At 36.2% G+C, this 12329-nt stretch carries 11 protein-coding genes; 9 read left to right on the top strand and 2 right to left on the bottom strand.

The genetic code is table 11. The features are described from left to right. The first annotated feature begins 19 nt into the window (after nt 1-19). Nucleotides 20-688: a hypothetical protein gene (locus B9T66_RS04800; protein WP_095627848.1), complete on the top strand. Its 669-nt coding sequence runs from the start codon at nt 20-22 to the stop codon at nt 686-688. Further along, complete coding sequence (locus B9T66_RS04795; protein ID WP_095627847.1) at nt 681-1697, top strand: glycine zipper domain-containing protein; 1017 nt, start codon at nt 681-683, stop codon at nt 1695-1697. The genes B9T66_RS04800 and B9T66_RS04795 overlap by 8 nt, the downstream gene beginning before the upstream one ends. An 87-nt stretch (nt 1698-1784) precedes the next feature. Here the strand turns inward: B9T66_RS04795 and B9T66_RS04790 are convergent, their stop codons facing one another. Next, nucleotides 1785-3668, bottom strand: a complete 1884-nt coding sequence (locus tag B9T66_RS04790; RefSeq protein ID WP_095627846.1) for a hypothetical protein — start codon at nt 3666-3668, stop codon at nt 1785-1787. 92 nt (nt 3669-3760) lie between these two features. Between B9T66_RS04790 and murJ the strand changes: the two genes are divergently transcribed. The 4 genes from murJ to B9T66_RS04770 all read left to right on the top strand — a co-directional run bounded on the left by murJ (nt 3761) and on the right by B9T66_RS04770 (nt 9143). Next, complete coding sequence (murJ, locus tag B9T66_RS04785; protein ID WP_095627845.1) at nt 3761-5215, top strand: murein biosynthesis integral membrane protein MurJ; 1455 nt, start codon at nt 3761-3763, stop codon at nt 5213-5215. Between the two features lie 9 nt (nt 5216-5224). Continuing rightward, nucleotides 5225-6721 carry a cysteine--tRNA ligase gene (gene cysS, locus B9T66_RS04780; protein ID WP_095627844.1) on the top strand — a complete coding sequence of 499 codons (1497 nt, stop codon included), beginning with the start codon at nt 5225-5227 and terminating at the stop codon, nt 6719-6721. A 16-nt stretch (nt 6722-6737) separates the two neighbouring features. Further along, complete coding sequence (locus tag B9T66_RS04775; protein WP_095627843.1) at nt 6738-7772, top strand: acyltransferase family protein; 1035 nt, start codon at nt 6738-6740, stop codon at nt 7770-7772. Nucleotides 7773-7904: 132 nt separating this feature from the next. After that, nucleotides 7905-9143 (top strand): NAD(P)/FAD-dependent oxidoreductase, encoded by a 1239-nt coding sequence (locus tag B9T66_RS04770; RefSeq protein ID WP_257874606.1) that lies wholly within the window; start codon nt 7905-7907, stop codon nt 9141-9143. Here B9T66_RS04770 and B9T66_RS09370 read toward each other — a convergent pair. Further along, nucleotides 9097-9378, bottom strand: a complete 282-nt coding sequence (locus B9T66_RS09370; protein ID WP_143429095.1) for an Eco47II family restriction endonuclease — start codon at nt 9376-9378, stop codon at nt 9097-9099. The two genes, B9T66_RS04770 and B9T66_RS09370, sit on opposite strands and share 47 nt — an antisense overlap. A gap of 201 nt (nt 9379-9579) precedes the next feature. Here B9T66_RS09370 and pstS point away from each other — a divergent pair, with 201 nt between their 5' ends. The 3 genes from pstS to pstA are packed head-to-tail and all read left to right on the top strand — an operon-like array spanning nt 9580 to nt 12207. Continuing rightward, complete coding sequence (pstS, locus tag B9T66_RS04760; RefSeq protein WP_095627841.1) at nt 9580-10575, top strand: phosphate ABC transporter substrate-binding protein PstS; 996 nt, start codon at nt 9580-9582, stop codon at nt 10573-10575. 56 nt (nt 10576-10631) lie between these two features. Then, on the top strand, nt 10632-11408 hold the full coding sequence (gene pstC, locus B9T66_RS04755; protein ID WP_257874605.1) for a phosphate ABC transporter permease subunit PstC: 777 nt from the start codon (nt 10632-10634) through the stop codon (nt 11406-11408). Continuing rightward, the gene (gene pstA / locus B9T66_RS04750) at nt 11392-12207 is read left to right on the top strand and encodes a phosphate ABC transporter permease PstA (protein WP_180763336.1); all 816 of its coding nucleotides are present in this window, start codon (nt 11392-11394) and stop codon (nt 12205-12207) included. The genes pstC and pstA overlap by 17 nt, the downstream gene beginning before the upstream one ends. Nucleotides 12208-12329: the final 122 nt, after the last annotated feature.

Genomic DNA, 12329 nt, shown 5'->3' with positions numbered 1-12329 from the left:
TGAGTAAGGAAAAATTGAAATGAGTGAAATAAACAACAATGAAATTACTAACATAGAATCTAAGAAACTAGATTCTAATGGGGAAGAAATTGTGTGGGAGATGAAGAGAAGTTTTCATATTGGGAATAAAATATATCGTATCTATTTCCTTATAATTAGCATTATAGTATGTTCTATTATCACCTATACAATATTTTGGACAGCATCTCCACTTAATGGATTTCGAGGACTATTTTTAATTTTATTCGTGCTGGCTGTATATTATGTTTTTTTATCAGAAATCTTAGGACTATTTAATTTTAAAAGACTATATATTACTAACAATTATCTTATTATTGAAAAATATATTGGCAAAAAAGCAATACTTCAGCTAGGAAGTTTTTACGCTCATTCCTCGAGACTTCCCACTAATCCTTCAAGCCCAAAATTAACAAAAGATTTATGTCTTACATTTTTTTTACAAAATAACGAATTTCGAATTGATGAATCAAATTTATCCTATGATAATACTACAGATGAATTAACTAATAAATTAAATGTAATCTTTGAGCCATACATAACACAATATCTACTAAACTTAGATGAAAAACAATATTCAAAGGTTAAAAATGATACCTTCATCAAAAATGAAATTTCATACTTCAAAGAAATAGACAAACTGCGAGAGGAACAAACAAACAATGGTTGAAAATAAAAATATTTATAAAGGTTTAGAATGTTATTGCAATCACTTTGAAAAGATTCCTATTGATAGGAGAGATTTAGGAATAGCTGGAGATATAGCACCTTATGCTTTTGCAATAGGAGAGGGTTACACAATCTATAAATTTAATCAATATGCCAAACAAGAGAATATAGGACAATGGGGGCAAAAATCAGCAAGAATAAATATTAAAATGAATGGAGGATTATTAAGTTTTTTACAAGCAATAATAGAGGGGAAATCTGGTGAGAGAGGATTAAAAGAAGCAGGAATTAGTGTTGCAAGCGGAATCTTTGCAGACAAGATTATTGACAACAAACTAGGCAACAAAATAATTGAAAATGCTACAAAACACACCCTTAACCAAACTAGCAAACTCGCCTCAAGCAGTGCCACTAGACTTGCTACTTCAAGGGTAGCTTCAAATATTGCAGCCAAAACAGGCGTATCTCTCCTAACTCGCATTGCCACAGGAGCAGCCACAGGAGCAGCAGTTGGTTCTACTGCACCTATTGTAGGCACAATAATAGGTGCAGTAGCAGGAGCATTAATAGCTGGAATGGTTAATGATTATATGTTTGCAGACGAAGACGAACAACTAAAAAAGGATAAAGCCCATAACGCAGAGATAGAGAGATTAGAAAAAGAATACAAATTAAAGATTGATAGAATAACAGACTATCTTGTGCGTTATCACTATATAGAGCTAAGAGAGCTTACAGAAGCAGAATCTGAAGAACTTTGTAAAGAAGTAGGCAATCTTAAGAATAGTTATTTTCAAACTATTATGCTTATGCAAAGCTTTCCTAATTACTTGGATATAGATAAAGAGTTCTATGAAACATTGCAAGAAAAAGCATTAGATTCTAAGGAAGAATCTAAAGAAATAAATAGCACAGAATCTAAACAATTACAAATAAAACCCATAGCAGATTCTATACCTCTTACTATAGAGCTAGAGAAATGCCATAATGGCATTTCTCTAGCTTCGTAATATTGGCTTTTATTGACAATCCCTTAGATTCCAACGCTCAATATAAAACCTAAAAAGAAAAATTCACATACATACAAGGGACACGGGCTATTTTTCAGCCGCTGTATCAGGTAGCGTATCAACCAAAAGCAATTTACGATTTTGCTTATCAATCATAATATGGCTTTGCTTAGCATCTTGTAGCACCAACCCATCACGCCCATTTTTGGGAAAAAGATACTCATAAAATACCTCATTATGATTCTTCCAAGGGCTATGGCATATAATCCTTGCATCTTGTAGCACCTCATCAATATGTTGCAAGGCATTACTTTTTTCTTTGGCACAAGTTTGGAGAGACACAATACGATCTTTGAGAAACTGCGCACGCTTAAGGGTTACTACATATTCAGCTATCGCTTTTGTAATCTTAGGATCCACTTGTTCTTTTAGGCGCTTTTTTTCTTCCACGATTGTTTTTAGCTGTGCGATTATGGGCTTACTTTGCTTAATAAGCGTATTATCTTTGCCCAAAAGATGCAACAAAGCATTTATTTGTTTAATATAATGCTCTATTTGGGCATTGTTGTGTGTTATGGTATCGCGCAGTTCGTAATATTGCGCTGCTATATAAATCTCATTTTCACTTCCCACAAGTGTTTGAAGCTCAAGCGTATGAGAAACATAGATTTTAGCGTGAGAATGGAGCTTTTGTATTTTTAGATTCTTTGCATACACACTTCCGCCACTAACCTCATCGATTTCAACATCACATCCATCGATTTTTCCCATTTCTGAATGCTTGATTTTGATATTTTGTGCTTGCACACTGCCTTTTAAAAAATCGATTTCGCAATTTGTAGCCTTGATACTTGAGCTTTGGTGGGTTTGCCCATGAATCTTGACATCTGTTCCGATAATCTGTGCTTTTTCGCCAACAGATCCTACAATATCTATTTGTGCTGCTTCAAGGATTGTGCCCTGCCCCAATGCGTCATCGTGCGGATTTGGACATGTGATACTAATCACCATATTTTTTTCGATACCACCGACAAGACTTCCTGTTGATCGCATATTGACTTCTCGAAATTCTTGCATTTCAAGGAGCTTAAGCGTATTATCGCTAAATGATACATAACCCTTGCTAAGCGCTGTATATACGATGATGTCTTCAGATTCTGTCTTGCTAAAAAGTCTTTCATCATAATGTATCTCTAATGGCTTATTTTCTTTAGAATCTGTATGTTCCTCGCTAGATTCTGCTGTATCGTTTGATACCTGCACATAATGTCCGCATAAATTCCTCCCACTCACGCCACTTTGGGGCATACTCACATGCAAAACCTCTTCATTAGAATCCACCGCATATGAAGCAGATTCTAAACTCATAGTATTTTTATGCTCCCATGCTTTTTTGGGAAGCAAAAGAGCGCTAGAGCAAATCTCTGGCTTATACACGCGTGCGCGCATTATCTCTATACGCACATCACTAGAAAGCACATTTGCAACATTTTTGCATTGTTCTTTGAGGGAAGCTATCGCTTGGGGTTTTTTTGCGTCATCTATGGATTCGACAATAACGCCCAAGAGGGCTTTTTGTCGCTCGATTTCTGTATAGAGATTCTCCCAAAATTTCTCTTTTTTAGTATCCAATCCTTGTTTTAAGATTAGTGTCAATGTATGCGCATAAGGATCCAGCTCCAAACTCACAAAATGCGCCAAATCCTCTGCACTAAGCTCACGCACACTAATATCAAAACTCTGGATAAGATCAAATCCTGCTGCATTATACGCATCGCTATTTTCCAAAAGATTGGCGCATTCTTCTGGGCTAAGTTTGATATTTTCTTCTTGAGTAGGAAGCTGCTTAAAGGTATGAATGCGCAAAATTTCATATGTCGCACCTTCAAGCGCATAGGTGGCACAAATATTTTCTAAGCATTCTTTGATGTTTTGAATCTCACGCACTATCACAGAATGAAAATCCTGCATTCATATTCCCCTTAAAGCTTTTGGTGTTATAATTCCGAAATATTGTAGCTTTTTTACACTTAATTTATTTTTGTATTGACTAAAGAGGGTTTGTGATACGCAAAGCATTTTTGACAAATAGTATTGGCACTTTATGTTCTCGAGTCTTTGGACTTGTTCGCGATCTTTGCATGGCGTCATTTCTTGGGGCTGGAATTTTGAGTGATATTTTTTTTGTAGCATTTAAGTTTCCTAATCTTTGTCGCCGAATTTTTGCTGAAGGTGCATTTATACAAAGCTTTTTGCCAAACTTTATTCAAGCTCGCAAAAAAGGGGCTTTTAGTGTGCTAGTCTTTGGCATATTCTTTGGGGTTATTTTTATCCTTAGTCTGTTTGTATGGGAATTTAGCGGACTGGTTACAAAAGCCTTGGCAAATGGATTTTCAGAAGAACAAATCGCATTAGCAAAGCCTATTGTCGCTATTAACTTTTGGTATTTGGAGCTTATTTTTGTAACAACATTCCTAAGCTCATTATTACAATACAAAAACTGCTTTTGGGTAAGCGCTTATAATACCGCACTGCTCAATATCTGTATGATTATTGCGCTTTTTTTTGTGCGTGATATTGAGGATATGCGTGCAGTATATATTTTGAGTTATGGAGTGCTTTGCGGAGGATTGGCACAAATTGCACTGCATTTTTATCCACTCTTTAAGCTTAACTATTGCCGACTTTTTAGTGTCGGTATACAAGAAATTTGGCGTGTATGTAAGCAAAAAAATGGGACACAAACCCCAAGATTCAAACAAATCCTTGCAGATATTCGATCTTTTTTTATGCGATTTTTTCCCGCAATGCTTGGTAGTTCTACGGCACAAATCGCTTCTTTTCTTGACACGGTGATTGCTTCATATCTGGGTGCTGGCGCTATTAGCTATCTCTATTATGCTAATAGAATCTTTCAGCTCCCATTAGCCCTCTTTGCTATTGCTGTCTCCACTGCTCTTTTTCCTACCATCGCAAAAGCGGTAAAAAACGCTCAATACACACAAGCCCTTCAGTTAATGAAAAAATCTTTTTGGTTTTTGTTACTTGTATTGTGGGTGTGTGTAGTTGGCGGTGTCATGCTCAAAGATGAAATCACATGGTTACTTTTTGAAAGAAATAAGTTTGTGCGAGAAGATACACTTGCTGTGGGTATGGCGTTTGGTATGTATATGTTGGGACTGCTTCCATACGGATTAGCAAGGATTTTTTCTCTTTGGCTTTATGCACACAATCTACAAGGCAAAGCTGCCAAAATCTCTGCAATATCTCTCCTTGTTGGTGTTGGATTCTCGCTTGTGCTTATGCACCCTTTGGGCGCGAGTGGCTTGGCGTTGGCGTCTTCACTTGGTGGAGTGCTACATTTTATCCTTACGATTAGAATCTTTGGTATGCAACACTTTATAGATATACTCAAAAATACAAAAGGCTGGATTTTCCTTGCTATAATTACAGCTTTAGAGATTCTTATTTTATATATTTTTAAACTTTACGAACACCATTTTGGCATACTCACATAAAGGAACGCGATGGATATAAAACTCTATGATAGTGCAAAAAAACAAAAGTGCGATTTTGTAAGCCTCAAAGACAAACAAGTGCGATTGTATGTTTGTGGTCCAACCGTGTATGATGACGCACATTTAGGACACGCGCGTAGCTCTATTGCTTTTGATCTGTGGCGACGCGTCCTTATAGCTAATGGATATGAAGTGTGTTTTGTCAAAAACTTTACAGATATTGATGATAAGATTATCAAAAAAGTCCAAGATTCACACGCTACAAACCCACAAGATACAAGCGATCTCTACACACGCTTAGAATCTCTCACCGCGCACTATATAGATTCTTATCTCCGCGATATGGACGCTCTTGGCGTGTTGCGCCCAGATTTAGAACCCAAAGCCACCCAAAGCCTCCAAGCTATTGTCAATATGATAGAAACTCTTCTCCAAAAAGGCTATGCATACAAGGGAGAAAATAATGATGTCTATCTAAGTATCGCCAAAGATTCACGCTATGGCACTCTCTCCAATCACAATCAAGATCACACTAAAAGTCGCGTAGAATCTGCGGGTGATAAACTTGAGAGCAAAGATTTTGCACTATGGAAAGGCTATAAGGGTGAGCAAGATATAGGGTATGAAAGCACACTTGGTAAGGGGAGACCAGGTTGGCACATCGAATGCTCAGCGATGATAGAGCAACATTTGGCATATGATGATTGTGAATATACTATTGACATTCATGCTGGAGGTGCGGATCTGCTATTCCCTCATCACGAAAATGAAGCTTCACAAACACGCTGCGCCACTCAAAGAGAACTTGCAAAATATTGGCTACACAATGGGTTTGTAAATATCAATGGCGAAAAAATGAGTAAGAGTTTGGGTAATAGTTTTTTTATAAAAGATGCGCTTAAAGTCTATCATGGCGAAATTTTACGAAATTATCTTCTTGGCACACATTATCGATTAGTTTTAGATTTTAACGAGGAAGATTTGCTTGTTTCTAAAAAGCGCCTTGATAAACTCTATAGACTAAAAAAACGTATTAAACCTACGCTTGTATGCACACCAAATGCACAAAGTGCTAATGACCTCTCTATATCTTGGCGACAACACGCAAGCAAGGCAAATGCACAATTTATCAGCGAATGCCTACACGCGCTTAATGATGATCTGAATATCTCTAAGGCGTTGAGTGTGATTGAAGAGATGATAAGTAACGCCAACGAACGCCTTGATACGAATCCAAAAGATACCTTGTTTATGCAAGAAATCGCCCATAATCTAGCAATTATAGAGCTTTTGCTAGGGATTGGAACACTAGATTCTGCGGCATATTTTCAGCTTGGCGTTGATGAATCCACAAAACAACGCATACAAACTCTTATCGATGAACGACTTGAGGCAAAAAAACAAAAAAACTTTGCTCTTGCAGATTCTATCCGCAACGATCTAAAGGCGTTGGGTATAGAGATTATGGACACGCCACAAGGCACAATGTGGGAAAAACAAATCTAAACTTAGGAGAACACAAATGCCAAATACTTACCGAAACCTAGAAATTGATATCTTACGTGGAATCTGTGTTATTAGTATTATCATGATTCATACAACATTCTGGAGTGGCGGAGCTTATGTTCCATGGCCCGTGCAATCTCTATCCCTTCTTATTGATGTTCCAGCTTTCTTTTTTATTGCCGGAGCAAGTGTGGCCTATACACAAAAAATCCAACCTATCAAGGTAATCTACAAGATGATACTTTATTTTGGTGTCACACTCCTTATCTATGATATTGTGCAAAGTATCATAACTCATACAATAAATTTCGATGCCACACTTAGCGCATTTGGTCTACATGGCTTTGAAACACCTCTTTTACCAGTGTTTGGAGGATCGTATTGGTTTGTGCCGGTATTCTGTGCAGTAAGTATCCTAGCAGCTATCATCTTGGAGTATTTCCCAAAGGCTATAGTAGGGTTTATTCTTGGAGGATTAATATTGTATGTCTTAGGTTATTTCATGAATTTTCCTGTAGGAGGTAAATTTTTACATACAACTTTAAATTTTTGTATATTTTATACAAGCTTATATCTTTTGGGTTATCTCTTTATCCAAAAACAATATTTTCGCAATTACCAATTTGCTCTTAGTCTAATAATTATAGGACTTTTAGGTTTTATCTTGACATACTTTCTTAAAGGAGGAAACCAATTTTTCGTCTTACAATCTTCCAAATTTCCGGTATCTCTACCTTATGTCCTAGCTTCGCTTTTTGGTATAGGGTTGCTTCTTGTAACTTGGAATCTTTGGAAAAAATTCTCAAGTATAAATGGGGGGGGGGCTATCATCAAATTCCTTACATTTGCTGGACAAAATGCAATCTATTTCTATATCGCACAAGGTATTTCCTCAAGTTTTCTACTTAAAATTACCCCAAAGATTCAGATTTTTTGGATACCAAAACTCGCTTTATGCTTTTGTATTAATTTTGTTTTGTGTGTTTTATGTGTGGCTGTTTTAAAGATATTCTTTGGATATCTTGAAACTTTCTTACAAAAACTACGATAAAAATCATAACAAATCAATGGGAAAAAATGAAAAAAGATAAATAAAATTTTACTAATGTATTGTCTAGTTGGCAAAAAAAACTTACAATTACCAATATTTGCAACATATCTCTTATTACATTAAGGAGACACTATGGCAGACGCACAAACACAGGATATGCCACGGATTCTCATTCTTGGTGGCGGTTATGGCGCTCTAAAAACTGCACTTGGCTTACAAAGACGATTGCCACAAGGCAAAGCACACATCACGATGATTAGCAAACATGACTATCACTACCAAACGACCCTTTTACACAAAGTCGCTGTAGGAACACTCAGCGCGAGAAAAGCAAGAATCTATTATCGCAAGATTCTTGATCCACAAAAAATCACCTTTATCAAAGACAAGGTATTAGAGATTCACCCAGAAACAAAAAATGTTGTTTGTCGTCGCACGGGAAATTATAGTTATGATTACCTTGTGATTGGACTAGGCTTTAAGCCCGAAACCTTTGGTATAAAAGGTGTAGATAAATACACATACAAGCTCTCTTCACTCAATGCAGCCCTCAAACTCACAGACAATATCGAAAACAAATTTAAAGATTTTGTGCTAACCAAAGATCCTAACGATCTTCGCGTTATCGTGTGTGGCACAGGATTTACAAGCATAGAGTTTGCTGGAGAACTTGCGACACAACTTGATGATCTTTGTCAAATTTGTGGTATAGATCGCTCAATCCCACGCGTGATTTGTATAGGACGATCTGAAGAGATTCTTCCTGTCTTCAAAAAACCTCTTGCAGATGCAGCAAAAAAGAAATTGCTTGACTTAGGTGTAGAAATCATCACCGGCGCAGAAGTCAAAGAATGCAAAAGTGATGGCGTGATAATCCAACTATGCAATACAGGCGAGGAAAAAGAGATCAAAGGTAACACAATCCTTTGGGGAGCAGGTGTGCGTGGAAGTGATGTGATTGAACATTCAAGCTTTACAAACAAACGCGGAAGAATCCCTGTAGATTCGTATTTGCGTTGTTTTGAATATCCAGAAGTATTTGTCGTGGGCGATAGCGCGCTTGCCACAAGCAAAGATGTTATCCACGCACCCACTGCGCAATTATCCGCGCAAATGGGGGATTTTGTAGGCACATACCTTAGTAACCTCATATTAGGCAAACCCAACAAAAAAGACTTCCGATTTATTCATCGTGGCACCATGTGTAGTATCGGACATACTGATGGTGTTGGGGTAGTGTTTAACAAAAATATCAAAGGCGAATTAGCGGCGTTTATGAAAAATACTATTGAAAATAGGTGGCTTTTAAGTATCGGTGGATTGCCTATGGTATTTCGCAAAGGACAATTCCGCTACCGCACAAGCAGCTAGATTCTAAACCTAAAAATATGTATATTCTTTTTAGCCCAAGTGAAGGTAAGCAAATATCACAACAGCACTCCCAAGATTCTAGCCTCCTTATCCTAACCATTTTTGGGACCTCACAGCCTTTAAGATATTGAAAAATATCTTGATGAAAATACCCAAAAAATTTATTTGGTTTATGTCTTGATCTTTGAAGCTCCAAGCCTATAATTTCTTCAAATGCCTTGTAATTATCACTCATACACTAAACGTATCGAATCTAAATACAAAATTTTGTGTGCTTGATGGCAAAGTAGTGAAGGTTTTGGCGAATGGATAAATTTCATAAATAAGCTAAAAGAACGAGTTTCCAAGGCTAGATTTTTTAAGCTAAAATTTGTTTCCAAAAAGTTTTCAAGCATTTTTATAATTTTGCTCGTAATTTTAATAAAAAGGAGCAAAAATGCTTAAGAAATGTCTAGTTTATGTGCTATATTTAAGTATAGCTTTTAGTGCGGCAAATGCTGCAAAATTAACAGGGGTTGGTGCTACTTTTCCTATGCCTGTTTATAAGGAACTTTCAAAAATTTATTTTGAACAAACAAAAAATCAAGTAAGCTATTCAGGTGGTGGCAGTGGCAAAGGGATAGCAAGCATAAGTGCTAAAAATGGTGATTTTGGTGGAAGTGATGAGCCATTAAAACCAGAGGTTTTAGCTGAAAAAAACTTGATTCAATTTCCAGCTGTAATTGGTGCAGTAGTGCTTGGATATAATTTGCCAAATATTAAAGATTTGCAATTAGATGGAAATGTATTGGCTGATATTTATAGTGGCAAAATAACAAGATGGAACGATGCAAAAATAGCTCAATTGAATCCAAATTTAAAACTACCTAATAATGAAATAATTGTTATTGTTAGAAGTGATGCTAGTGGAACTACATTTAATTTCACAAATTATCTTGCAAACAATGAACAATGGCGCTCTAAATACGGAGTAGCAAAAAGTATAAATTGGGACGCAAAAGTAGTACCTGTTGCTTCAAATCCACTAGTAGCTACAATGATACAAAAAACTGCTTTTAGTATAGGATATTTAGAATATTCTTATGCTCAAAAAATGGGCTTAGCAAAGCTAAAAAATTCAAATGAAGAATTTGTATCACCGGATCCTGTAAGTTTCAGTGCGGCTAGTAAAAATGCAAATTTTTCTAGCGAAAATGACTTTTATAAAATCCTTACAAATGCTAGCGGTAAGGGCTCTTATCCGCTAGTAGGAGCGAGTTTTATTTTATTACATAAAGATGGCAAAAATAATAAAGAAGTAGCGGATTTCTTTAACTGGGCTATGAGTGATAAAAAAGCTCTAGATGCTACAAGAGCACTAGGATATGAGCCGATTGATTCGCAAACTAGCGCAAAAATTAAAGCATACTTAGAACAAAAACTTTCAAAATGATAGAAAAAAGCTTTAATTTTTTAGTAAAACTATGCGCATTTAGCATAGTTTTACTTATGTTTGCGTTACTTTTAGTGCTTATTTTTGGTTCATCTACTGCTTTTGAACGCTTTGGTATAGGCTTTTTATTTGATAGTAGCTGGGATATAAGCAAAGAGCATTTTGGCGCAGCCGCGGCAATTTATGCTACTTTGCTTAGCTCGGCAATTGCGATGATTTTTGCTTTGCCTGTTTCACTTGGAATAGCAATTTTTCTTACGCATATTTTAACTAATCGTTTCAAATCGTTTTTTAGCATTTGCATAGAGCTTTTGGCCGCAATTCCTAGCATAATTTATGGAATGTGGGGCTTTTTGTATTTTGTGCCAATTGTGGGGGCTATTTTTGGTGGTTCTGGTGTGGGGCTCTTAGCTAGTGGTGGAGTTTTAGCGATTATGATTTTGCCACTAATTGCCTGTATTGCAAAAGATGCGATAAATGCAGTGCCAAGAGCTATGGTTGAATCCGCTTATGCGCTTGGTAGCACTAGGGCGCAAGTGCTTTGCTCTGTGGTTTTAATACACGCAAAAGGTGGCATTTTAGCCGGAGTAATTTTAGCACTTGCTAGGGCTTTGGGTGAAACTATGGCGGTAGTTTTTTTAATGGGTGGAATTTTAAAAGTTCAGCCTAGTTTAGTAGAGCCCGCAAGCTCAATCGCACTAACAATTGCTTTACAATTTGGCGAAGCAATAGGAAATGCCACACACCAAAGTGCACTTTTTGCTTTGGCCCTTATTTTATTTGGTATTTCTGCAATTTGCTCATTTGGAGTTAGATATGCTTTTAACAAATGAAATAAAAGACAAAATTTTTAGCGCAATATGCATATTTTTTGGTTTTCTTGGTGTTAGTTTTTTGCTTTTTATTATTGCTTGTTTAATTTATAAAGGAATCGGCGGATTTAGCCTTTCTTTATTTACTATGCCTACTGCTTTTGGTGGTCTTGGCAATGCAATTTTAGGGCAAATAATTTTAGTATTTATGGCTAGTATTTTAGGATTATTTTTTGGTTCTTTTGCTGGTATTTATATTAGCGAATATATCAAAAACAAAGCCCTAAAAAATGCCTTTAAATGTTTAGTAGAAGTAATGCTTAGCACACCTAGCATTATTGTAGGTGTATTTATTTATGCCACTTTTGTAAGATTTTTTGGCTCTTATAGCGGTATAGCTGGTGCATTGGCACTTGGTTTTATTATGCTTTGTGTAGTAGCTAAAACTTATTTTGAAGCACTAGAATCTGTAAGTGTAAAACTAAAAGAAGCTAGCTTTGCTTTGGGTGCAAATAAAATGCAAGTAATAATGAGTGTAATGATAGCAAATGCTAAACCTGCACTTATTACTGGTGTAATTTTAGGTATAGCTAGAATAGCGGGTGAAAGTGCGCCATTATTATTTACAAATGCCAATAATGACTTTTTTAGCTTTGATATTTTTAGCTCGCTGCCAAGTCTAAGTGTAAGCATTTATGAGTTTAGCCTAAGTAGTGAAGAAAACTTACGAAATGCGGCGTGGAGTGGAGCAATGCTATTACTTATTATGGTGCTAGGAGCAAACTTAATAAGCAAAATAGCATTTATGAAAAAACAATAAATCAAGGATAATACAATGAATAGAAGAGGCTTTATTAAAACGACAATGGCAATCAGCTGTGCTAGTTTTGATGGCAATTTGTATAATAGCTATCTAAACAAAAGACTTGAATTGAATCCATA

Origin of the sequence: Helicobacter sp. TUL, from assembly GCF_002287135.1 — a bacterium.
In the GTDB taxonomy this organism is placed as follows: Bacteria; Campylobacterota; Campylobacteria; order Campylobacterales; family Helicobacteraceae; genus Helicobacter_F.
Note: the sequence above shows the minus strand (reverse complement) of the source record. Positions and strands in the feature narration are given on the sequence as shown.

Coding starts and splice junctions, on each gene's coding strand:
- B9T66_RS04800 (WP_095627848.1), top strand. CDS start 20: ATGAGTGAAATAAACAACAATGAAATTACTAACATAGAATCTAAGAAA.
- B9T66_RS04795 (WP_095627847.1), top strand. CDS start 681: ATGGTTGAAAATAAAAATATTTATAAAGGTTTAGAATGTTATTGCAAT.
- B9T66_RS04790 (WP_095627846.1), bottom strand. CDS start 3,668: ATGCAGGATTTTCATTCTGTGATAGTGCGTGAGATTCAAAACATCAAA.
- cysS (WP_095627844.1), top strand. CDS start 5,225: ATGGATATAAAACTCTATGATAGTGCAAAAAAACAAAAGTGCGATTTT.
- B9T66_RS04775 (WP_095627843.1), top strand. CDS start 6,738: ATGCCAAATACTTACCGAAACCTAGAAATTGATATCTTACGTGGAATC.
- B9T66_RS04770 (WP_257874606.1), top strand. CDS start 7,905: ATGGCAGACGCACAAACACAGGATATGCCACGGATTCTCATTCTTGGT.
- B9T66_RS09370 (WP_143429095.1), bottom strand. CDS start 9,378: ATGAGTGATAATTACAAGGCATTTGAAGAAATTATAGGCTTGGAGCTT.
- pstS (WP_095627841.1), top strand. CDS start 9,580: ATGCTTAAGAAATGTCTAGTTTATGTGCTATATTTAAGTATAGCTTTT.
- pstC (WP_257874605.1), top strand. CDS start 10,632: ATGTTTGCGTTACTTTTAGTGCTTATTTTTGGTTCATCTACTGCTTTT.
- pstA (WP_180763336.1), top strand. CDS start 11,392: ATGCTTTTAACAAATGAAATAAAAGACAAAATTTTTAGCGCAATATGC.